22 protein-coding genes are annotated in these 22,642 nt (G+C 66.2%); 15 read left to right on the plus strand and 7 right to left on the minus strand.

What is annotated here, in order from left to right; genetic code table 11:
• Positions 1-57: 57 nt before the first annotated feature.
• From MRBLSP13_RS03700 to mnmA, 6 genes are all read right to left on the minus strand, one after another.
• Positions 58-2,181 (minus strand): sodium-translocating pyrophosphatase, encoded by a 2,124-nt coding sequence (locus MRBLSP13_RS03700; RefSeq protein WP_363737494.1) that lies wholly within the window; start codon positions 2,179-2,181, stop codon positions 58-60.
• A 239-nt stretch (positions 2,182-2,420) separates the two neighbouring features.
• A complete protein-coding gene (gene thiL / locus MRBLSP13_RS03705) occupies positions 2,421-3,335 on the minus strand; it encodes a thiamine-phosphate kinase (RefSeq protein ID WP_363737495.1) in 915 nt (304 codons plus the stop codon).
• Positions 3,336-3,394: 59 nt separating this feature from the next.
• Positions 3,395-3,841: a transcription antitermination factor NusB gene (gene nusB / locus MRBLSP13_RS03710; protein ID WP_133652460.1), complete on the minus strand. Its 447-nt coding sequence runs from the start codon at positions 3,839-3,841 to the stop codon at positions 3,395-3,397.
• An 87-nt stretch (positions 3,842-3,928) separates the two neighbouring features.
• The gene (gene hisD, locus MRBLSP13_RS03715) at positions 3,929-5,218 is read right to left on the minus strand and encodes a histidinol dehydrogenase (protein ID WP_363737496.1); all 1,290 of its coding nucleotides are present in this window, start codon (positions 5,216-5,218) and stop codon (positions 3,929-3,931) included.
• Positions 5,208-5,870, minus strand: a complete 663-nt coding sequence (gene hisG / locus MRBLSP13_RS03720) for an ATP phosphoribosyltransferase (RefSeq protein WP_363737497.1) — start codon at positions 5,868-5,870, stop codon at positions 5,208-5,210. Before hisG ends, hisD begins: the two co-directional genes overlap by 11 nt.
• A gap of 86 nt (positions 5,871-5,956) precedes the next feature.
• Entirely contained in the window at positions 5,957-7,078 is a 1,122-nt protein-coding gene (gene mnmA, locus MRBLSP13_RS03725) for a tRNA 2-thiouridine(34) synthase MnmA (RefSeq protein WP_363737498.1), read from the minus strand.
• A 122-nt stretch (positions 7,079-7,200) separates the two neighbouring features.
• On the opposite strand from mnmA, the gene MRBLSP13_RS03730 reads away from it, so the two are divergent.
• The 3 genes from MRBLSP13_RS03730 (at position 7,201) to MRBLSP13_RS03740 (ending at position 8,318) form a co-directional block, all read left to right on the plus strand.
• A complete protein-coding gene (locus MRBLSP13_RS03730) occupies positions 7,201-7,500 on the plus strand; it encodes a hypothetical protein (RefSeq protein ID WP_363737499.1) in 300 nt (99 codons plus the stop codon).
• 105 nt (positions 7,501-7,605) lie between these two features.
• Positions 7,606-7,905: a DUF1153 domain-containing protein gene (locus tag MRBLSP13_RS03735; RefSeq protein WP_007687284.1), complete on the plus strand. Its 300-nt coding sequence runs from the start codon at positions 7,606-7,608 to the stop codon at positions 7,903-7,905.
• Positions 7,906-8,063: 158 nt separating this feature from the next.
• The gene (locus MRBLSP13_RS03740) at positions 8,064-8,318 is read left to right on the plus strand and encodes a GlsB/YeaQ/YmgE family stress response membrane protein (protein ID WP_013848281.1); all 255 of its coding nucleotides are present in this window, start codon (positions 8,064-8,066) and stop codon (positions 8,316-8,318) included.
• 62 nt (positions 8,319-8,380) lie between these two features.
• Here the strand turns inward: MRBLSP13_RS03740 and MRBLSP13_RS03745 are convergent, their stop codons facing one another.
• On the minus strand, positions 8,381-8,629 hold the full coding sequence (locus MRBLSP13_RS03745; protein ID WP_363737500.1) for a GlsB/YeaQ/YmgE family stress response membrane protein: 249 nt from the start codon (positions 8,627-8,629) through the stop codon (positions 8,381-8,383).
• Positions 8,630-8,828: 199 nt separating this feature from the next.
• Here MRBLSP13_RS03745 and MRBLSP13_RS03750 point away from each other — a divergent pair, with 199 nt between their 5' ends.
• The 12 genes from MRBLSP13_RS03750 to feoB all read left to right on the plus strand — a co-directional run bounded on the left by MRBLSP13_RS03750 (position 8,829) and on the right by feoB (position 22,631).
• Complete coding sequence (locus tag MRBLSP13_RS03750; protein WP_363752775.1) at positions 8,829-10,001, plus strand: efflux RND transporter periplasmic adaptor subunit; 1,173 nt, start codon at positions 8,829-8,831, stop codon at positions 9,999-10,001.
• Positions 10,002-10,053: 52 nt separating this feature from the next.
• Positions 10,054-13,212: an efflux RND transporter permease subunit gene (locus MRBLSP13_RS03755; RefSeq protein WP_363752777.1), complete on the plus strand. Its 3,159-nt coding sequence runs from the start codon at positions 10,054-10,056 to the stop codon at positions 13,210-13,212.
• A 235-nt stretch (positions 13,213-13,447) separates the two neighbouring features.
• Entirely contained in the window at positions 13,448-14,713 is a 1,266-nt protein-coding gene (locus MRBLSP13_RS03760) for a DUF445 domain-containing protein (RefSeq protein ID WP_363752780.1), read from the plus strand.
• 187 nt (positions 14,714-14,900) lie between these two features.
• Positions 14,901-15,593, plus strand: coding sequence for an energy transducer TonB (locus MRBLSP13_RS03765; protein ID WP_363737504.1), 693 nt, complete (start codon positions 14,901-14,903; stop codon positions 15,591-15,593).
• A gap of 26 nt (positions 15,594-15,619) precedes the next feature.
• Positions 15,620-16,141 carry a hypothetical protein gene (locus MRBLSP13_RS03770; protein ID WP_363737506.1) on the plus strand — a complete coding sequence of 174 codons (522 nt, stop codon included), beginning with the start codon at positions 15,620-15,622 and terminating at the stop codon, positions 16,139-16,141.
• A gap of 20 nt (positions 16,142-16,161) precedes the next feature.
• Positions 16,162-17,151 carry a bifunctional diaminohydroxyphosphoribosylaminopyrimidine deaminase/5-amino-6-(5-phosphoribosylamino)uracil reductase RibD gene (ribD, locus tag MRBLSP13_RS03775; protein WP_363738206.1) on the plus strand — a complete coding sequence of 330 codons (990 nt, stop codon included), beginning with the start codon at positions 16,162-16,164 and terminating at the stop codon, positions 17,149-17,151.
• A 67-nt stretch (positions 17,152-17,218) separates the two neighbouring features.
• On the plus strand, positions 17,219-17,833 hold the full coding sequence (locus MRBLSP13_RS03780; RefSeq protein ID WP_363737507.1) for a riboflavin synthase: 615 nt from the start codon (positions 17,219-17,221) through the stop codon (positions 17,831-17,833).
• A gap of 68 nt (positions 17,834-17,901) precedes the next feature.
• Positions 17,902-19,185 carry a 3,4-dihydroxy-2-butanone-4-phosphate synthase gene (gene ribB, locus MRBLSP13_RS03785; protein ID WP_363737509.1) on the plus strand — a complete coding sequence of 428 codons (1,284 nt, stop codon included), beginning with the start codon at positions 17,902-17,904 and terminating at the stop codon, positions 19,183-19,185.
• Between the two features lie 11 nt (positions 19,186-19,196).
• Positions 19,197-19,619 carry a 6,7-dimethyl-8-ribityllumazine synthase gene (gene ribH, locus MRBLSP13_RS03790; protein ID WP_363737511.1) on the plus strand — a complete coding sequence of 141 codons (423 nt, stop codon included), beginning with the start codon at positions 19,197-19,199 and terminating at the stop codon, positions 19,617-19,619.
• Between the two features lie 133 nt (positions 19,620-19,752).
• Entirely contained in the window at positions 19,753-20,418 is a 666-nt protein-coding gene (locus MRBLSP13_RS03795) for a COQ9 family protein (RefSeq protein WP_363737513.1), read from the plus strand.
• A gap of 87 nt (positions 20,419-20,505) precedes the next feature.
• Entirely contained in the window at positions 20,506-20,775 is a 270-nt protein-coding gene (locus MRBLSP13_RS03800; protein WP_363738207.1) for a FeoA family protein, read from the plus strand.
• Positions 20,772-22,631, plus strand: coding sequence for a ferrous iron transporter B (gene feoB / locus MRBLSP13_RS03805; RefSeq protein WP_363752782.1), 1,860 nt, complete (start codon positions 20,772-20,774; stop codon positions 22,629-22,631). The genes MRBLSP13_RS03800 and feoB overlap by 4 nt, the downstream gene beginning before the upstream one ends.
• Positions 22,632-22,642 lie beyond the last annotated feature (11 nt).

Raw genomic sequence — 22,642 nt, forward strand, 5'->3', positions numbered from 1 at the left:
GCCCCGCCTTTCTATAAGGCGGGGCTATTTTCCTGTCTTTCCATTTTTATCGGTGATTTATGCGCCGTGTGCGAGGGCGGCCAGCAGCAGCAGGGCGACGATGTTGGTGATCTTGATCATCGGATTGACGGCCGGGCCGGCCGTGTCCTTGTAGGGATCGCCCACCGTGTCGCCGGTCACGGCAGCCTTGTGGGCTTCGCTGCCCTTGCCGCCATGATGGCCATCCTCGATATATTTCTTCGCATTGTCCCAGGCGCCGCCGCCAGAGGTCATGGAAAGGGCCACGAACAGGCCGGACACGATGACGCCCAGCAGCAGCGCGCCCAGGGCCGCAAAGCCGTTGGGCGTGCCAGCCACGGCCGAGATCGCGAAATAGACGACGATTGGCGCCAGCACCGGCAGCAGGCTGGGGATGACCATCTCCTTGATCGCGGCGCGGGTGACGAGGTCCACCGTCCGGGCATAATCGGGCCGCGACGTGCCCTCCATGATGCCCTTGTTGGTGGCGAACTGGTCGCGCACGTCCTTGACCACGTCGCCCGCGGCACGGCCCACTGCGGTCATGCCCATGGCGCCGAACAGATAGGGCAGCAGCGCGCCCAGCAGCAGGCCGACGATGACATAGGGGTTGGAGAGGCTGAAATCGACCGGCTCGGTGAGGCCGAGCGCGCTGTTGTAGAATTTCAGATCCTCCGTATAGGCGCCGAACAGCACCAGCGCGGCAAGGCCGGCCGAACCGATGGCATAGCCCTTCGTCACCGCCTTCGTGGTGTTGCCCACCGCGTCGAGCGCGTCGGTCTTGACCCGGACGCTGTCGTCGAGATGCGACATTTCCGCAATGCCGCCCGCATTGTCGGTGACAGGGCCATAGGCGTCGAGCGCGACGACCATGCCTGCCAGCGCCAGCATGGCGGTCGCGGCGAAGGCGATGCCGATCAGGCCCGCAAGCTGGTAGGCGACGATGATGCCGATCACGATCACCAGCGTCGGCAGGGCCGTCGCCTCCAGGCTGATGGCCAGCCCCTGGATGACGTTGGTGCCATGGCCGGTTTCCGACGCGCGGGCGATGCTGCGCACCGGGCGATAGTTGGTGCCGGTATAATATTCGGTGATCCACACGATCAGGCCCGTGACCGCGAGGCCGACCATCATCGCCCAGAACAACGCCATACCGCTATAGCCGCCCGCGCCGTCCAGATCGGTCCCGAAACGGGCGTTGAGGTCGCCCAGCGCGAAGTGCGTCACGGCATAGAGCGCCGGGATGGACAGGATCGCGGTGGTCCAGAAGCCCTTGTACAGCGCGCCCATGATCGACTGGCTCGCGCCCAGCCGCACCATGTAGGTGCCGATGATCGAGGTGATGATGCATACCCCGCCGACGATCAGCGGCAGCGACATCAGGCGCATCAGGAAGGCGTTGTCGACCCCCGTCACCAGCAGCGCGGTCAGCACCATGGTCGCGCCCACCGTCACCACATAGGTTTCGAACAGATCGGCCGCCATGCCTGCGCAGTCGCCGACATTGTCGCCCACATTGTCCGCGATGACGGCGGGGTTGCGGGGGTCATCCTCCGGAATGCCGGCTTCCACCTTGCCGACCAGGTCCGCGCCGACGTCGGCCGCCTTGGTGAAGATGCCGCCGCCCAGGCGCGCGAAGATGGAGATGAGGCTGGCGCCGAAGGCCAGCGCGATGAGGGAGTCGATCACCATCCGGTCGTCGGGCGCATGGCCTGCGGGTCCGGTCAGATACCAGAAGAAGACACTGATCGCGAGCAAGGCCAGTCCCGCGACCAGCATGCCGGTGATGGCCCCTGCCCGGAAGGCGACGGTCAGCCCGCTTTGCAGCGTGTCGCGTGCGGCCTCCGCCGTGCGGACATTGGCGCGCACGGAGATGTTCATGCCGATGAAGCCGGCCGCGCCGGACAAGATCGCCCCGATCAGGAAGCCGACCGCCGACGTCACGCCGAGGAAGAAGAAGACCAGCGCCGCGACGACGACGCCGACCATGCCGATGGTGGTATATTGCCGGCCGAGATAGGCCTTCGCCCCCTCCTGAATCGCGCCGGCAATCTGTTGCATGGTTTCATTGCCGGCGGACGCCGCCAGCACCTGTCTACTGGTGATGAGGCCGTAGAGCACGGCCAGCAGGCCGCACCCTATGGCAATCGTGACAATCTGCATGGATGTTCCTCTCCCCCTGTTATGCCTGTCATCGGCCGCTCCGCAGGGAATGACGGGCGGGCGAAGGGCGTAAGGGCGGGCGGCCGGAACATGCGCTTCCGGCATCGGGCACCGCGTCAATCAGCATCGTAGCTCACGCATATCATGCGGTCCTACCGGGCTGAGAAAGGTCGATCGTGAAGCTACATGGCCGACGGCGCGCGTCAACCCGTTACGATGTTAAGGCAAATCAACGCCGATCAGCCATGTTCCCAGCCCAGACGGTCGGGAAGCGGGATCGCCACGCCGTCTATTGTCAGCGTCAGGCCCTTGCCCTTCGTGAAACGGCCGACGGGTATGGCGCGCACGGGCGGCCTGGCCGCGGCGGGCAGGGCAAAGAGCAGTTCATAATCATCCCCCGCCCGCGCCGCCGCGAGATGGACGGCGTTGCTGGCCCCGCGCGCAGCCTCCAGCGCCGGGGAGAGCGGGACATGGTCGATGGTGACCGCCAGCCCGCTTGCCTGCGCCATGCGGGAAGCGTCGATCAGCAGACCGTCGGATATGTCCATCATGGCGTGGACATGATGGGCGAGCAGCGCCCCTTCGGCGAGGCGCGGGCGTGGACGGCGATAGGCCTCCACCAGCGGTCCCGACGCGCCGGCCATGGACCGCAGCAGGTCCAGCCCGACCCCTGCATCGCCCACCGGGCCTGTCAGATAGAGCCGGTCGCCCGCCTTCGCGCCGCCACGCATCGGAACCGGGCCCGTCGCCTCGCCCAGCGCGGTCAGGCTGTAGCTGCGCGGCGCGCCCCTGGGCATCTGCACCGTGTCGCCGCCCAGCAAGGGCATGGCATGGCGGCCCAGCGCCTCGCCCAGCCCTTCCAGAAAGGCCGCGTCCCAATCCTCGTCGCCCGAAAGCGCATAGTTGAGCAGGCAGCCAAGCGGCCTTGCGCCCTTGGCGGCGAGGTCGGAAAGGTTCACCGCCGCCAGCTTCCAGCCGATATCGGCGGGCGGGTCGGTGGGGAGATAATGCACGCCCTCCACCATGGTGTCGCTGGTGAGGATCAGGCGCGCGTCGCCGAATTCGAGCACTGCCACATCATCCTGCAGGCCCCGGGCGGCGGGATCGTTCGCCAGCAGGCGGAGCAGGGTGAGGAAACGGGATTCAGCGGACATGACCGGACCCTATCCTCCGAGCCTGCCATGCCCGCCGATCGGCCGAGGATGGAGCGGACCTATTTCCGCACATCCTTCGCCACGGCGTCCAGCAGGCCGTTCACGAAACCCGCCTCTCGCTTGTCGTAGAAGGCGTGCGCGACATCGACATATTCGCTGATAACCGTGCCGGTCGCCACATCCTGGCGGGCGATCAGCTCATAGGTGCCGGCGCGCAGGATCTGCCGCATCGGCTTGTCGAGCCGTTCCAGGCTCCAGCCCTTGGAGAGGCGCGCCACGACCAGCCCGTCAATCTCCTCCCGCCGCCGGTCGACGCCCTGCACGATATCGTCGAAAAAGCTCTCCTCCGCCTGCGCATAGGTGACATCCTCTATGGTGGCGCCCAGGCGATGCTGGTGGAATTCATGCAGCAACAGTTGGAGCGGCGTGCCCTCCATCTCGAGCTGGTAGAGCGCCTGGACCGCGGCGAGGCGCGCAGCGGAGCGAGATCTGGAGCGGTCGTTCATATTCTTTCCATAACGGTTCGGGCCGGACCTGTCGAAGCCCTTTGCCCGACGCGGCGAGGGACAGGCTTCGGCAAGGTGCGGGCGGGGCTATTCCAATCTCAGCGCCACCGATGCCGCATGCGCGGGAAGCCCCTCCGCCTGCGCCAGGGCGACGGCGGCAGGGCCGATGGCGTCGATGGCCTTCCGGTCGAGGCTGAGGAAGCTGGTCCGCTTCATGAAGTCGAGCACCGACAGGCCGGAGGAGAAGCGCGCGCGCCGCCCGGTCGGTAGCACATGGTTCGGGCCGGCGATATAATCGCCCACCGCTTCGGGCGTCATTCGGCCGAGGAAGACGGATCCGGCATGGCGCACCTGACCGAACAGGGCGTCGGGATCGTCCACGGCGAGTTCCAGATGCTCGGCGGCGAGGCGGTCGACCAGCGGCATGGCCTCTTCCAGGCCGCGCACGACGATGATCGCGCCATTGGCGTTCCAGCTCGTCCGGGCGACGGCCTCCGTCGCCAGCCGGGGCAGCGCCCGTTCGACCGCCGCCGCGACCGCATCGGCGAAGGCGCCGTCGTCGGTGAACAGGATCGACTGGCTGGTCGGGTCATGTTCCGACTGGCTGAGCAGGTCGGCGGCAATCCAGTCGGCATCATTCTTCCCGTCAGCGACCACGACGATCTCCGACGGGCCGGCAACCATGTCGATGCCGACGACGCCGTATAGCTGGCGCTTCGCCTCCGCCACCCAGGCATTGCCGGGGCCGGTGATGACGTCGACCGGCCGGATCCGGTCCGTGCCATAAGCGAGCGCCGCCACCGCCTGCGCGCCGCCGACGCGCCAGATTTCCTCGATCCCCGCGATGGAGGCTGCTGCGAGCACGAGCGGGTTGATCTCGCCATTGGGGGTCGGCGTCACCATGGCGATGCGCGACACGCCCGCGACCCTGGCCGGGATCACGTTCATCAGCAGCGAACTGGGATAGGCGGCCCGCCCGCCGGGCACATAGAGCCCCGCCGCATCGACGGCGTTCCAGCGCGCGCCCAGGCGGACGCCCGCGGCATCGACGCCGTCGCTGTCCTGCGGCTTCTGCTTCTCATGATAGGCCGCGATGCGCGCCGCCGCGAGTTCCAGGGCATCGCGCAGTCCGGTCGAAAGCCCGTCCAGCGCCGCCCGGCATTCGGCCGGCGTCACCGACCAGCCGCTGATGTCCAAGTCGTGCCGGTCGAAGCGGCTGGTATAATCGGCCAGGGCCGCATCGCCCTCTGCCCGGACCCGCTTCAGGATCGCGGTCACGTCGCGCGACACATCCTCATCGGCTTCCCGCCGGGCGTCGACCAGCGCGGTGAAAGCGGCGGCGAAATCCGCGTTGCGGCTGTCGAGCCTAAGCGGCATCCTGCACCCCCACGGCCTTGCGGAAGGCTTCCACCAGCGGCGTCAGTTCCGCCGAGCGCATCTTGAACGCGGCGCGATTGACGATCAGCCGCGCCGACACCTGCATGATGACATTGGTTTCTACCAGCCCGTTGGCCTTGAGCGTCGCGCCCGAGGATACAAGGTCCACGATCCGGCGCGACAGGCCCAGCGACGGCGCGAGTTCCATCGCCCCGTTCAGCTTCACGCATTCGGCCTGAATGCCCCGCGCCTCATAATATTTGCGCGTCAGATGGGGATATTTGGTCGCGACGCGCACATGGCTCATCGCCGCTTCGTCCTCGTCGGCCAGTCCCATGGGCTCCGCAACCGACAGGCGGCAATGGCCCATGTCCAGGTCCACCGGCGCGTAGATTTCCGAATAGTCGAATTCTTCCAGCACGTCCGACCCGACAATGCCGATCTGCGCCGCGCCATGCGCCACGAAGGTCGCGACATCGAAAGCGCGCACGCGGATGATCGATACGTCCGGCCGGCTGGTGCCGAAACGGAGGGCGCGGCTCTTCTTGTCATGGAATTCCGCCTCCGGCTCGATACCGGCTTTGGCAAGCAGGGGCAGAACCTCATCGAGGATGCGTCCCTTGGGAATGGCGAAGGTGAGCGGGCGAGTCATGACAGGCCGCCCTTAGTTGGCGGGGCGAAAAAGGGCAAGGTCGCTGGCGAATCCCGAACCCTGCCCGCGTGCAGGAGGGACCGGGATCACGCCGCCGTTGCGAGCGCCGCTTCGGTCGCCGCGATCCAGCCGCCCCCCAGCACCCGATCGCCCGCATAGAGCACCGCCGCCTGTCCCGGCGCGACGCCATATTCAGGGGCGTCGAAGACCAGCCGATCACCCTCCAACCGCGCCGGAACCGGCCTGGCCATGGAACGTACCTTGGCGGAGAGCGGCCCGGCGAAGTCCCCGCCCAGCCAGTTGATGTCGGAAAGCCGCGCCGCCGACACCGCCAGCGCCGCCTTCGGCCCGACGATGACGCGCCGCCCTTCGGCATCCAGTCGCACGACATAGAGTGGTTCGGCCTGTCCGCCGATCTCCAGCCCCTTGCGCTGGCCGACGGTGTAATGGATCATCCCCTTGTGCCTGCCAAGCAGGCGGCCGTCGACATGGACAATGTCGCCGCCCTCGTCGGCATCGGGGCGCAGCTTGCGGACGATCTTCGCATAATCGCCGTCGGGCACGAAGCAAATGTCCTGGCTGTCGGGCTTCATCGCCACCGACAGGCCGAGTTCGGCCGCGATCTCCCGCACCTGGGGCTTGGGCAGGCCGCCGAGCGGAAAGCGAAGATAGTCGAGCTGCGCCTGAGTCGTGGCGAAGAGAAAATAGCTCTGGTCCCGCGCGGGATCGGCGGCGCGATGCAGTTCGGCCCCCTGCGCGCCCTCGATCCGGCGGACATAATGGCCGGTGGCGAGGCAGTCGGCGCCCAGGTCGCGCGCGATCTGGAACAGGTCCGTGAACTTCACCCCCATATTGCATTTGACGCAGGGAATGGGGGTGCGCCCGGCCATATATTCGTCGGCAAAGTCCGAAATCACCGAATCACGAAAACGGCTTTCATAATCAAAGACATAATGCGCAATGCCGATTCGGTCGGCGACGGCGCGGGCATCGCGTATGTCCTGCCCGGCGCAGCAGCTTCCGGTGCGCCCCACCGCCGCGCCATGATCATAGAGCTGGAGCGTGACGCCGATGGTTTCCGCGCCCGTGCGAGCGGCAAGGGCGGCAACGACGCTGCTGTCCACGCCGCCGGACATGGCGACGACGATACGCCGCGCATCGAGCGGGTCCTGGAGATCGAACCGGGCAGGCGGGAACTGGGAATGCATGGGCGCGCATATAGTCGCCCGCCCTTCGGGGTGCCAGACGGATTCAACGCTTCGTCGCAACCATCCCCATTTTGGGGACAAGTTTACCGGACCTTATCCTTTATTCCGTAAATCACTCACCCATGGATCTGGGATTCCTTCGGACGAGCGGGCTCAAGGCCGGCTTCGTCAAGCCTTCTGGCCGGCGGCGCGTGCCGGTCTGGCCGTCCTTGCGGGCCGCTTCGGCGGCGGCGCAGGCGGCCAGCCCCACCGCGCAGGCGGTCGCAGGCATCCTGCGGGGGCAGGAAATCGAGGGCGACTGGGTGCAGGAACTGGCCGATATCCTCGCGCCACGTTCCAGCGGCAATATCGAGGCCGTGGGGCTCGCGGGCAGCTTTAACCCGTTGATCGCGAACCTTTTAAGGGTGGGGCAAGGAAGATGAAGGGGGCGTTTACCGTGGCGCTTTAGGGCCTGTTCAGGGCTTGCAGCGCAAACAGGGAAGCACTGCTGAAATCGGCAACGCCAGTGCCGCATATTGAGGGTGATAATGATCGAAAACCAGAAAATCAGACCTGCACAGGTCGTCGGGCCGCTAGGAGAACCCCTGACTCTGGAAAGCCTTCCCCCCGTCGACACGACGCGCTGGGTCGTGCGCCGCAAGGCGGAGGTCGTGGCGGCCGTGAATGGCGGACTGCTGACGGTGGACGAAGCCTGCGCGCGCTATTCGCTGACGCTGGAGGAATTCGCCAGCTGGCAGCGGGCCGTCGACCGTTCAGGCATGCACGGCCTGCGCGTGACGCGCATCCAATATTACAAGTCCCTCTACGAACGGCAGCAGAAATACTGATCAAGCCATTACGGCAATAGAGGGTCGCAACAAGGCCGCCGGATCTGGCATCCGGCGGCCTTCTTCTTTGTCAAGGGGTGAAAGGGAACGTAACGCCGACTTCTCCGTTGAACAGATCAGCCCACCCGAAAGGGGCTATGGTCCAAGGAGAGTGAGATATGGGCATCATCTTGTGGCTCGTTGTCGGCGGCGTCATCGGCTGGCTTGCCAGCATGGTCATGCGGACCGACGCACAACAGGGCATCCTGCTGAACATCGTCGTCGGCATTGTCGGCGCGTTCATCGGCGGCCTGATCTTCAGCGGTGGTTCGATCAATGACGGTCTAACGCTTTACAGCTTCCTGGTGTCGCTGGTCGGCGCGATCATCCTGCTCGCGATCGTCAATCTGGTGCGGCGCGGTTCGGTCCGCTAAAAACAGCACCATGCATGAACAAAAGGGCCGTGCTCCGCAAGGGCGCGGCCTTTTTCTGCGGGTCAGCCCCGTCCGGCGAAGAAGGAATAGAGCGCGAGCACGCCGATCGACCCCAGCACCGCGGCGATGAAGCTCGCCTGCTCTCCGGGCGCATAGACGCCCAGCAGCCGCCCGACATAGCCCGCCAGCAGGGCGCCGGCGATGCCCAGCAATATGGTCAGCACGCAGCCGCCCGGATGGCGTCCGGGCATGACCAGTCGCGCGATGGCGCCCGCGAACAGGCCGACCATGATCCATCCGAGCAATTCCATCGCCGCCCTCCAGCCGCTATAGCATGCATTGCGCCACAGTCGGGCTGTTTTGGCAAGGGGCCCATTTGGCAGGGAGTCCAGCGCCGGGACGGGTTTCGCGCAGCCTGGGAGCGCCGTCGCAATGGGGGCTTGAGCCGGGTGATGTATTCATATAATACAGCAACCCGAACGGCGCCTATGGCCGAAAGATGGGTTCAGGATGAATTACGAGACTTCCTTGGTCGGCGATGCCCCGGCACATGTTCTTGGCGAGCAGGAGGAGCGCTCCGGCTGGCGCCGGCGGCTGACGATCGGTGCCATCGTCGCGATCATCCTGATTGCGATCGCCACATGGGTCAGCATGCATAGCAAGGGCGCCGATGCGCCGGCCAGTGCGGCGCAGGCGCCCGTCGTGACGGTGATCAGCCCCGGCCGGTCGACCGTATCGAACAGTGTCAGCGCGACGGGATCGCTCGCGGCGCGGGTGGAAATGCCGGTCGGCGTGGTTGGGGAAGGCGGCGCGGTGACGCGCGTGCTGGTCCAGCCGGGCGACTGGGTGCGCGCCGGCCAGGTGCTGGCGACGGTGGAGCGCTCCGTCCAGACCGAGCAGGTCCGGTCGCTCGCCGCGCAAGTGGAGGTCAACCGCGCCGACGCCAAGCTGGCGCAGGCCCAGCTCGACCGCGCCAAGACTCTGGTCGCGCGGGGCTTCATCAGCCAGGCCGATATCGATCAGCGGACCGCGACCCGTGATGCCGCCAATGCCCGCGTCAACGTCGCGGTCGCGCAACTGGCCGAGCAGCGCGCCCGTACCGGCCGGCTGGACATTCGCGCTCCCGCCGCCGGACTGGTGCTGACCCGCGCCGTGGAACCCGGCCAGATCGTGAGCGCGGGCAGCGCCGTATTGTTCCGCATGGCGAAGGACGGGGAGATGGAAATGCTCGCCCAGCTCAGCGAAGGCGATCTGGCGACCATTCGTCCGGGCAACGGCGCCACGGTGACCCCGGTCGGCGGCACGGCGCAATTTGCCGGGCGTGTGTGGCAGGTGTCGCCCGTCGTCGACAACCAGACGCGGCAGGGCATCGCCCGTATCGCCATCCCCTATAATCCGGCGATCCGTCCGGGCGGCTTCGCCTCCGCCACGATCGTGAGCGGCACCGGCTATGCGCCGATGCTGCCGGAATCGGCGGTGCAGAGCGATGAGAAGGGCAATTATGTCTATGTCGTCAACGGCCGCGACGAAGTGCAGAGGCGCGACGTCAAGATCGGTCAGGTGACCGATGTCGGGGTGGCGATCCTGAACGGCCTCAATGGCGACGAACGCATCGTGGCTTCGGCCGGCGCCTTCCTGACGCCGGGGCAGAAGGTGAAGCCCGAGGTCAGCAGGTCGAAATGAAGCGGCGGGACGCGCCCGCCCGGCGCGTCCACCGGCAGGCGAGGAAGCCGTCATGAGTTTTCGTAATATCTCCGCCTGGGCCATCCGCAACCCGGTGTCGCCGATCGTGCTGTTCGTCGCGCTGCTGCTGGCCGGCCTGGTCAGTTTCAGCCGGATGGACGTCAACCAGAATCCGGACGTCAGCTTCCCCATGGTCAGCGTCGTCGTGCTCCAGCCCGGCGCCGCGCCGACGGAGCTGGAAACGCAGGTCACGCAGCGCGTTGAAGCAGCCGTGCGCGGTATCAGCGGCGTGGACGAAATCACCTCCTGGGTGTCGGAGGGCCAGTCCAACACCAATGTGCAGTTCCAGATCGGAACGCCGGTCGACCGCGCCGTCAATGATGTGAAGAATGCCGTCGACCAGATCCGCAGCGACCTGCCCGAGGGAATCCTGGCGCCGCGGGTCAGCCGCGTCGACATTGACGGCGGGCCGATCGCCTATTTCAGTGCCGAAGCGACGGACATGACGCTGGAAGAACTGTCCTGGTACGTCGACAATACCGTCGCCAAGCGGTTGCTGGGGGTGCCGGGCATGGCGGCGGTCAAGCGCGGCGGCGGCGTTTCCCGCGAAATCCGCGTGATCCTGAACCCCGCCAAGCTGCAATCGCATGGCATCACCGCCGGCCAGGTCAACCAGCAGCTTCAGCAGGTGAATCTGAATGCGGCTGGCGGCCGGACCGAGATCGCCGGTGCCGAACAGGCGATCCGCGTGCTGGGCAATGCCCGTGACGCCTATGCGCTGGGCCAGACCCAGATCGCCATTTCCGGCGGCCGCACCGTCAAGCTGGCCGACCTGGCCGATGTGCGCGACATGTATGCCGAACAGCGTTCGCTGTCGCTGATGAACGGGCGGCAGGTGACCAGCTTCAGCATGGAAAAGGCCAAGGGATCGTCCGACGTCACCGTGTTCGACGATGCGATGGAGGTGCTGGACCAGTTGCGGAAGGAAAATCCGAAGGTCCAGTACAAGCAGCTCTATACCAGCGTCGAATATACCCGTGGCCAATATCACAGCGCCATGCAGGCGATGATCGAGGGGGCGGTGCTGGCCGTCGTCATCGTCTTCCTGTTCCTGCGCGACTGGCGCGCGACGATGATCTCGGCGCTGGCCATTCCCCTGTCCGCGATTCCCGCCTTCTGGTTCATGGACATGATGGGCTTTACCCTGAACGGCATCTCGCTGCTGGCGCTCAGCCTGGTCGCGGGCGTGCTGGTCGACGACGCGATCGTGGAGATCGAGAATATCGTGCGCCACATGCGCATGGGCAAAAGCGCCTATCAGGCGTCCATCGACGCCGCTGATGAAATCGGGCTGGCGGTGCTGGCCACCACCATGGCCATCGTCGCGGTGTTCCTGCCGGTGGCGTTGATGCCGGGCATTTCCGGACAGTTCTTCATCCAGTTCGGCATGACGGTCGTTGTCGCCGTGCTGCTCAGCCTGGCGGTCGCACGCCTGATCACGCCGATGATCGCGGCCTATTTCCTGAAGGCCCATGGCCAGGAAAGCCATGGCGAAGGCCGGATGATGGACGTGTACATGGCCGTGCTGCGCTGGTCGCTGGACGAGCGCAAGGCCGTGGCCCATCGCGCCCGCGGCGGCCGGGCGCGTTTCACCGCCTGGCTGCGCGACCATCGCATCTGGACGATGGGCATGGGCTTTCTGGCTTTCGCCGCCACGATCTTCGCCTTCGCCACGCTGCCCATGTCGTTCCAGCCGACGATCGACACGGATTTCAGCCAGGTGAAGATCGAAACCGTGCCCGGCAGCACGTTGCAGCAGACGACGGCGATCACGCGCAAGGTCGCGGACATGCTGGCCGCCGACAAGGACATGGTCGAGGCCGCCTTCGCCGATATCCAGACGACCGGCGCCGACATCTTCCTGACGCTGCGGAAGGACCGGCCGATCTCCTCGGTCGAATGGGAACGCAAGATCGCGCCCCAGTTCCAGCAGGTGGCCGACGCCCGCGTCAATTTCCAGTCGCAGTCGGGCGGCGGCTTTGGCCGCGACATCATCATCATGTTCGGCAGCGACGATCCCGTGAGGCTGGAGCAGACCGCCAACAAGCTGGTGGCGGAAATGGCGGGCATTCGCGAAATTCGCGCGCCGCGCGTGGCGGGCGACATGAACCGGCCCGAGATCGTCATCAAGCCACGATTCGACCTCGCCGCCAGCCTGGGCGTCACCACCGCCGCGCTCAGCCAGACGATCCGCGTCGCGACGATCGGCGACATCGATCAAAACAGCGCCAAATTCTCCCTGTCCGACCGGCAGATTCCGATTCGCGTGGCGGTCGCGGAAAACAGCCGGCGCGATCTGGCGACCATCCAGAACATGCCGGTGCCCACGGTCAATGGCGGCTCCGTGCCGTTGAAGGTCGTGGCCGATATCGAATTCGGCGCCGGTCCAACGCAGATCCGCCGATACAACCAGATCCGCCGCATCGTCGTGGGTGCGGACCTGGCGCCGGGCGTCGTCACCAGCGAGGCGATGGCGAAGATCGACGCCCTGCCGACGATGAAGGCGATCGCCGCAGGCCAGATCCCGGGCGTGCAGAAGCTGAATACCGGCGACAGCAAGTGGCAGGCGGAGATGATCCAGAATTTCATGATCGCCGTCGTTTCCGGCATCATGCTGGTGCTGGCGGTGCTGACGCTGCTGTACAAGCGGCTGATGCCACCCTTCGTCAACCTGGGGTCGCTGGTGCTGGCGCCGCTGGGCGGGGCGATCGCCCTGCACCTGACGGGCAATCCGGTGTCCATGCCGGTGCTGATCGGGCTGCTGATGCTGCTGGGCATCGTCGCGAAGAATTCCATCCTCGTCATCGACTTCGCGCTGGAGGAGATGGGCAAGGGCGTTCCGAAGCTGGAGGCGATCATCGATGCCGGGCACAAGCGCGCGCAGCCGATCGTCATGACCACTGTGGCGATGGTGGCCGGAATGGTGCCGACCGCCGCGTCGCTGAGCGGCGACGGCGCCTGGCGCGCGCCCATGGGCATCACCGTGATCGGCGGCCTGATCCTGTCGACCGTGCTGACGCTGGTGATCGTGCCTGCGACCTTCAGCCTGGCGCTGGGGATCGAGGAATGGATCGGTCCGCGCCTGGGCCGCCGCCTGCTGACATACAAGCCCGGCGACGATCGCGCGGGAGCGACGCAGCCGGCGGAGTAGGGATCGCGGGCGGACATTTGCTCACGGCAACGGCTTGATGGCGCGTCCTGTGCCGGTGGAGGCCGGGGCCAGGTTCAGGCGTGACGCTGTTCCATCGGGTACGGAACTGGGTTCCTGCCTTCGCAGGAGCACCGTGCGCCTGACATCCGCTGCCGGCCCGTTGCCGGATTGCATCCGCCTTCCCGCAAAAGAAGCGCTTGCCTGAACGAAACGGCGGCGTAACCGTTAGCCGGTCATGAAGATGCTCGCTCCGCCCCGGCCCGCCGTCGCCAGCCCAGTCCATCCGGCGCGGCGGATGCGGATGGTGGCGACGGGCATGTTGCTGGCGATGGCGGCGCTGTTTCTGGCGGCGCGGGCGACTGCTCATCTTCATCCTGCGATCGGATTCGTCCAGGCCTTTGCCGAGGCGGCGATGGTTGGCGGCCTGGCGGACTGGTTCGCCGTCACGGCGCTTTTCCGCCATCCGCTGGGCCTGCCGATCCCGCATACCGCGATCATCCCGCGCAACAAGGATCGGATCGGTGATACGCTCGCCCTGTTCCTGCGCGACAATTTCCTGACCCCCGCCGTGGTGGCGCGACGAATGCAGCGGCTGGACATGGCGGGGGCAGCCGGGCGCTTCCTGTCGAGCCCCGCCAGCGGCGACGGGCGCCTGCGGGAGGGCGCGTCCCGGCTCGCCGCGGACATATTGGAGGCGCTGGACCAGGAACGGCTGGGCGGCATGGTGAAGGGCGCCATCGCCCAGCGGCTGCGCGCCATGAACCTGGCCCCGCTGATCGGCCAGGCGCTGGAAGCGGCGATGCGCGACGGGCGCCATGCCCCGGTGATGGACGGCATCATCCTGTGGGCGGACCGGACGCTGGCGGCGAACGACCATCTGGTCCGGCAGATGGTGCATGATCGTTCGGGCAAGATCCTGCGCTGGACCGGCCTGGACGAAAATCTGTCCAATGCGATCATCGACGGGCTGCGCAAGCTGCTGACCGACATGGCGCAGGACCCCGGCCACAGCCTGCGCCTGAAGGCGGAGGAAGGACTGACGAAGCTGGCCGCCGACCTGCAGTTCGATCCGGAGATGCAGGCCCGCGTCGCCCGTATCCGCGACGAGATTGTCGACAATCCGGCGATGCAGCGCTGGATCGACGGCCTGTGGGAACAGGCGCGGGGCGGGCTGCTGCGGGCGGTGCGCGATCCCGGCAAGGCGATGGCGGGACGGTTGGGCGAGGCGCTCCACCAGCTTGGCGCGACCCTGCAGCAGGACGACCGGCTCCGCTTCCTCATCAATCGTTTCGTGCGCCGCGCGGCGGTGGGAGCGACGGCGACCTATGGCGATGCCATCGTCAAGCTGGTCAGCGAAACGGTGCGCGGTTGGGACGCGGGGACCGTCACCAGCCGGCTGGAACATGCGGTCGGGCGCGACCTGCAATATATCCGGGTCAACGGCACGCTGGTGGGCGGGCTGGTGGGGCTGGCCATACACAGCGTCGACACACTGCTTTAGGACAGCAAAGAATCCAGAGCAGCGATCTGATTCAATCAGATCGAAACCCGCTCTAGGATCGGGGAGACCATTCCGGGAGGATAATATACGCGCTGCGCCTTCAAAATTAATGTTGCAACATATCATAGAAGTATGTTGTAACGTCACATATCGATTCCCGAAGAGGAAGCGACGACAGGAGGGTAATATGCAGCGTATCAGCATGGGTGCGGCAGGCAGCGAAACCATTTCCGGCTATAGCGGCGGCAAGCGCTCTCCCATCGGCATAGGAGGCGCGGTCGCCGTCCATGCGCTGGTGGTGGGTGCCTATCTGCTGATGCCCAAGGAGATGATCGATGTCTTCCGCGATCCGCCGCCCCTGATCACCTATCCGGTGGCCGACACGCCGCCCCCTCCGGAACAGGCGCAGCCGGAGACCGACTCCAAACCCTTGCCCCAGCCCAAATCGCATCCGACGATAGTGGAAAAGCCGATCATACCGCCGCCGCCCACGGGCTTCACCATGAAGGGCGAAGATCGCACCGTTACAGGTGGAACTGGCACGGGTACGGGCACGGGCACGCCGCCCGACATACTGCCGCCCCAGCCCGTGCTGACGGAGGCCAGCATCGATCCCCGCGCGCTGGCCATGTTCCAGCCCGATTATCCCGGTGCGATGATCCGGCAGGGGATGGAGGGCAAGGTGGTGGTCCGCGTCACCATCGGCACCGACGGACGCGTCATCGACATAGAGCGGCTGTCGGCGGCGGACGAGGCGTTCTGGATCGCCACCCAGCGTCAGGCGCTGCGCAAATGGCGCTTCCGCCCGGCGACTCGGGATGGGGTGCCGGTCAGTTCGACCAAGGTGCTGACAGTCCATTTCCGGCTGGCAGACGCCTGAAATCCAACAATAAGGGGCCGGAAATCATGGCAGCCGACAACAGCGCTTTTGCATCCGGCCCCGCCTTACCCTATATCGGCGCCATGGCGATCTTCCCCCGTCCGGTGTCTCCCAAGAGCGCGATGAGCGACATGTGGAGCTATTTTCGCGAGAACCGGCCTCATAAATGGCCGCTGCTCGGCGTGTCCGTCGCAATAACCTGGGTCATCATCTGGGCCTTCATCGTCGACGCGAACACCAACACCATGCCGACGCGCAACCAGATCTTCTATGTGCAGAGCTGGGACGCCAATCGGTCGGACGCCGCCATCATCCTCCAGCAGAAGATCGATCTCGCCAAGCGGGAGGCGGCGATCGAGAAGAAGCAGAAGGAGATGCAGGGCGTCGCGGATATTTTCGGCATCGACTGGAAGGCGGACGAAGCCCGCAACACGGCGCGTCGCAAGGAGGCGTTGAAGCAGATCAACGCCCAGCTCGACCAGCGTCTGGCCAAGGCCGAGGGAGCCGAGAAATCCGCACCCGCGCAGGGCGGGGCGGCCCGGCCCTGAGCGCCCGATCCAAAACCGGCCTGCCGCCGGCCGATCCCGCGCAGGACCGGCGCTTCATGGCCGCCGCCATTGCGCTTTCCGAACGCGGGCGCGGCCTGTCCACCCCCAATCCCAATGTCGGTTGCCTGATCGTGCGCGACGGCCATGTCGTGGGCCGGGGCTGGACGCAGAAAGGCGGCCGTCCCCATGCCGAGGCGCAGGCGCTGGAGGAGGCGATGGACCGCGCGCGCGGCGCCACCGCCTATGTGACGCTGGAGCCCTGCTTTCACCTTTCGCCGCGCGGTCCGCGCTGCGCCGACCTGATGGCGCGTGCCGAGGTGCGGCGCGTCGTCATCGCCCTGCGGGATCCCGATCCGCGCACCGACGGGCAGGGTGCCGCCTGGCTGCGCAAGCGCGGCATTGCCGTTGAAATGGGCCTGATGGCGCGGGAAGCCGCCGCCGCGATGCGCGGTTTCGTGCTGCGCCAGACGCTGGGCCGGCCTGCGGTGACGCTGAAGCTGGGCCTCTCTCTCGACGGTCGGATCGCGCTGCCCGACGGGTCCAGCCGCTGGATCACCGGGCCGGAAGCCCGCGCCCATGCCCATATGGAACGGGCGCGGCATGACGCGATATTGGTGGGGGGCGGCACGCTGCGCGCCGATGCGCCGCGGCTGGACGTGCGTCTGCCGGGGCTGGAGGATCGCTCGCCCCGGCGCATATTGCTGAGCCATGGGCGCGCGCCCGATGGCTGGGAAAGCATCACCGAGCCGGAGGAGATCGCCGCCCTGCCGCAGGTCGACCATCTGCTGGTCGAGGGCGGGGCGCAGGCTGCCGCTGCCTTCCTGCGTGCCGATCTGGTCGACCGGCTGCTGCTCTATCGCGCGCCGATCCTGATCGGTGCGGGGCTGGCGGGAATAGGCGATCTGGGGCTTGCCGAGCTGGCGGATGCGCATGGCCGCTGGCGGATCGACGACGAACGGCGGCTGGGCGATGACCGGCTGGAGGTTTACGTGCGGACGCGGAACGCCTAGATCACCGCAAACGCCCTCCCCCGGTCCGGGCGCGGGCGAATGGACAACAAGGCAACGGACTTTTCTCATGTTCACCGGCATCATCACCGACATCGGCACCATCCGCACTCATGAGCAACGCGGCGACCTGCGGTTGGTGATCGGTTGCGCCTATGACATGGACTCGGTCGCCATCGGTGCGTCCATTGCTTGTTCGGGCGCCTGCCTGACCGTCGTGGAAAAGGGCGCCGACTGGTTCGCGGTCGACCTGTCGGCCGAAACCGTCGCTCGCACCGCGCCCGGCCTGTGGGTGCAGGGCGGCCGCCTCAACCTGGAACGCGCGCTCAAGGTCGGGGACGAGCTGGGCGGCCATATCGTCACCGGCCATGTCGACGGCATCGGCACGCTGCTGTCGGCGACGCATGAGGGCGATTCGACCCGACTGGTCATCGCCGCGCCCGCCGCGCTGGCGCCTGCACTGGCGGCGAAGGGTTCGATCACGGTGGACGGCATCTCCCTGACCGTCAACACGGTCGAGGATCAGGCCGATGGATCGGTTCATTTCGGCCTGAACATCATTCCGCATACCGCCGCCGCGACGACGCTCGACAGCCTGCTGCCCGGCCGCGCCTTCAACCTGGAGATCGACGTGCTGGCGCGCTATCTGGACCGGATGCAGAGTCTTCATTCTCGCCCAGTGTGATTATCGCTTGCCATCATCACATCTTGGTGTGATATGACGCCTCATCCCACGGGGAAGGAGTCGTCTGCATGTCATCAGCCCTTATCGATACCGTCCGTTCGCTGGTCACTGATGGCGGCATGTCGCGCTCCGGCCTTGCCCGGGCCGCGGGCCTTCACGCCAATTCCCTGCGCAGGCTGGGCGAGGCCGACTGGAACCCGACGGCCGAGACCCTGGGCAAGCTGGAAAGCTATCTTGCCAAGCGCGAGGGCGGCACCGCGCTCGCTTCGCCCGAAGAGATCATCAATGAGGCCCGCAATGGCCGCATGTTCATCCTGGTCGATGACGAGGATCGGGAAAATGAGGGCGACCTGGTCATCCCCGCGCAGATGGCGACGCCCGACGCGATCAATTTCATGGCGACCCATGGCCGTGGCCTCGTCTGCCTGGCGCTGAGCAAGGACCGGGTCGATCATCTGGGCCTGGGCCTGATGAGCCGCAACAACGGCACCCGCCACGAAACTGCCTTCACCGTTTCGATCGAAGCGCGTGAGGGCGTCACCACCGGCATCAGCGCCGCCGACCGCGCCCGCACCATCTCCGTCGCGATCGACGGGTCGAAGGGGCCTGACGACATCGTGACGCCCGGCCACGTCTTCCCGCTGGTGGCCAAGGATGGCGGCGTGCTGGTGCGCACCGGCCATACCGAGGCGGCAGTGGATGTCGCCCGCCTGGCCGGGCTCAATCCATCCGGCGTCATCTGCGAGGTGATGAAGGATGACGGCACCATGGCGCGCCTGGACGACCTGATCCCCTTTGCCCAGAAGCACAAGATGAAGATCGGCACGATCCGCGACCTCATCGCCTATCGCCGCCGGCACGATCATATGGTGGAACGCCGCGCCGAAACCGTCTTCACCAGCCAGTGGGGCGGCGACTGGAAGGCGATCAGCTTCTACAACAAGGCGACGCAGACCGAGCAGCTCGTGCTGCAAAAGGGCCATGTCGTGCCCGACGAGCCGACGCTCGTCCGCATGCATCAGCTTTCCCTGCTGGACGACGTCTATGGTTCGGCCGGGCCGCGCAACGGTCTGCTCGCCAGGTCGATGGAGATCATCGCCCGACAAGGGGCGGGGATCATCGTCGTGCTCACCGCGACGGTGGCGGGCGATTTCCTGAGCCGCAGCCTGCGCCATCATGCCGGGCAGCCGGGATCGGGCATGGACGAATTGCGCGACTATGGCGTTGGCGCGCAGATCCTGGCCGAACTGGGCGTGCATGACATGATCCTGCTCAGCAACACGCATCATAGCCTGATCGCGCTTGACGGTTATGACCTGGCCGTGGTTGGGCAACATCCGATCGAGCTTTGAGGACCACTGTCATGGCAAAATTCCTGATCGTCGAAGCGCGCTTCTACGAACATCTCAATGACCTGCTGATCGAGGGCGCGGTCGCCGCGCTGGAGGATGAGGGCCATAAATATGAGGTGGTGACGGTGCCCGGCGCGCTGGAAATTCCCGGTGCCGTGGCGCTGGCGGCGGAAACCGGCCGATATGACGGCTTCATCGCCATCGGCGTGGTGATCCGGGGTGAAACCTATCATTTCGAAGTCGTGTCGAACGAAAGCGCGCGCGGCCTGATGGCGCTCAGCATGGATGGCATTCCGATCGGCAACGGCATTTTGACGGTCGAGAATGAAGCGCAGGCGCTGACCCGCGCCAAACGGGACGAGAAGGACAAGGGTGGCGAGGCGGCGAAGGCGGCCATGGCCATGCTCTCCCTTCGGGAAAGATTCGGCGCCTGACGGCTGCGAACAGGGGCGGATGGGAAAGGGGCGGCCCTTGACGAGCGGCCGCTTTTTCCCGGAGGCCTCCGGTTTGCGACCCCTGTGCCCGGGCGCGCTTGTACGCATGGCCGGTCGGGCGTAGTAACGGGCCATGACCCCGACGCATCAAGACATGACGCTCGATGAAGTGCGCGCCGCGCTGGCGCCGATCCTGCCGCGCCATGCCGCCTTTGACGGCTGGCGCAGGGAAGCGGTGACGATGGCGGCGGCGCAGTGCGGCATCGATGCCGGCATAGCGGCCCTGGCCTTTCCGGGCGGTGCGATGGAGATGATCGACGCCTGGTTCGAGAGCATCGATTCGCGGATGCGGGAAGCGTTGCCGCAGGAGAATCTGGCGACCCTTTCCATCCGGATGCGCATAACGACCCTGGTCGAAACGCGCCTGACGCTGCTGGCGCGGGATCGCGAAGCGCTGCGCCGGGCGCAGGCGGTCATGGCCATGCCGCGCAATGCGGCGGCGGCCGCCAGACTGGGTTGGCGGGCAGCGGACGTCATGTGGCGCGCGGCCGGGGACGAATCGACGGACCTCAATCATTATACGAAGCGGCTGACCCTGGCCGGGGTCTATGCCGCGACCCTGCTCGTGTTCGTCGATGATGAAAGCGAAGACTGGGCGGAGACTCGCGCCTTCCTGGCCCGGCGGATCGAGGGCGTGATGCGGTTCGAACGCGCCAAGGCCCAGTGGAAGGGCATAGGTGCCGGTGAAAGGTTGAGCTTTGCCCGCTTCATCGGGCGGTTGCGATACCCTGCCATATAACCCTCGCGTCGCGGCGCGGATTCACGCTGGTCTTTTCCAATCGGTATTGATAGTCACTCGCAGGAATATATGACGAGTGCCTTACCCTTGCGCCTGACCGACCTGCCGCTGCGCCAGCCTGCCTATGTGGACCTGATCGACTGGGACGCCCTTTCCGCGTCCGACGGGCAAAGGCTTCGCGAATTCGGCCTGTGCGAAGGCGCCAGCGTGGAGGCGCTGCATCATGGCGGCCTGATGGGCCGTGGCCCCATTGCCTGCAAGGTCGGCCGCATGACGATCGCCATGCGCCGCAACCATGCCGCGGCGATCACCGTCCGCACCGGGCCGCAGGACGCCGCCGCGGACGAAGAAGCGTGACCGGCCTGCCGCTGGTCGCGCTGGTCGGCAATCCCAATGCCGGCAAGAGCGCGCTGTTCAACGCCCTGACCGGAGCGCGGCAGAAGCTGGGCAATTATCCCGGCGTGACGGTGGAGCGCAAGGCGGGCCGCCTGTCGCTGTCCGACGGCCGGCCGGTCGAACTGGTCGACCTGCCCGGCACCTACAGCCTCAATCCGACCAGCCCCGACGAACAGGTGACGCGCGACGTCATATTGGGCAGGCAGGCGGGCGAACGCCTTCCCGACGCGCTGGTGGTGGTGGTCGATGCCTCCAACCTGGACAATCACCTGCGCTTCGCGCTGGAACTGATCGCGCTCGGTCGTCCGACCATCGTCGCGCTCAACATGGTCGACCTTGCGACCCGCGACGGGCTGGAACTGGACGCGCAGATTCTTTCGCGCGAACTGGGCGTGCCGGTGATCTCCACCGTGGCGGTGCGCAAACGTGGTCTGGATCATCTGCGCGGCGAACTGGAATCCATGCTCGACGGCGGGGTCGGTGACGTTGCTCCTGCGGGCGAACGGCGCGATTTCGAGGTGTTGCGCAGGGAAGCGCGCCGGATCGCCCGCACCGCTATCGTGCGCGAAACCCCCTCCCGCCGCCTGACCGCCGCGGTCGACCGGGTGGCGCTGCATCCCGTGGCGGGGCTGTTCCTGCTGCTCGCCTTGCTCTTCATCATGTTCCAGGCGGTCTATGCCTGGTCAGAGGCGCCGATCGCGATGATCGAGGGCTTTGTCGCCAGTGCTGGGAATGCCGTGACGGCGGCGCTGCCCGATGGGCTGCTGCGGTCCTTCCTGGTCGATGGCGTGCTGAACGGCGTGGGTTCCGTCATCGTGTTCCTGCCGCAGATCCTCATCCTCTTCTTCTTCATCCTGATGCTGGAGGCGACCGGCTACATGGTTCGCGCCGCCTTTCTGATGGACGGGCTGATGGCGCGGGTGGGCCTGTCGGGGCGCGCCTTCATCCCGCTGCTTTCCTCCTTCGCCTGCGCGGTGCCGGGGATCATGGCGACCCGCACCATCGCTGATCCGAAAGACAGGCTGACCACCATATTGATCGCGCCGCTGATGACCTGTTCGGCGCGACTGCCGGTCTATGCCGTGATCATCGGCGCCTTCATTCCGGCCCGGACCGTGGCGCTGGGCATCGGTCTTCAAGGGCTGGTGCTGTTCTGCCTCTACATTTCGGGCATTGTCGGCGCGATGCTGGCCGCTCTGGTCCTGCGCCGCACCGTCACCAAGGGGGCAAGCGGCGGTTTCCTGATGGAGATGCCCAAATATCAATGGCCGCGCCCGCAGGACATCGTGCTTGGCCTGTGGCAGCGCGCGGTGATCTTCCTCAAGCGGGCGGGCACGATCATCTTCACCTCGACCGTGATCCTCTGGATATTGCTGAGCTTTCCCAAGGCGCCGGAGAATGGCGGGGTCAGCCAGGTCAACTATTCCATCGCAGGACGGGTCGCCAACGGGCTTAACGTCGTGCTGCAGCCGATCGGCTTCAACCGCGACATATCGCTGGCGCTGATCCCGGCCATGGCCGCGCGCGAAGTGGCGGTATCCGCGCTCGCCACCGTCTATTCGCTCGACGCCGACGAGGATGAGGCAAAGCTGGAACGCAGCCTGGGCGACCGGCTGAAGGACAGTTGGCCGCTGCCGACCGCGCTCGCCTTCCTTGCCTGGTTCGTCTTCGCGCCCCAGTGCATCTCTACCATCGCGGTGACCAGGCGGGAGACCAATGGCTGGAAATGGCCGCTGTTCATGATCGGCTATCTGTTCGCGCTCGCCTATGTCGCGGCCGGACTTACTTACTGGACCGCCACCGCAGCAGGGCTATAAGGACCAGCTAA

The organism is Sphingobium sp. LSP13-1-1.1, from assembly GCF_040676415.1.
Taxonomy (GTDB): Bacteria; Pseudomonadota; Alphaproteobacteria; order Sphingomonadales; family Sphingomonadaceae; genus Sphingobium.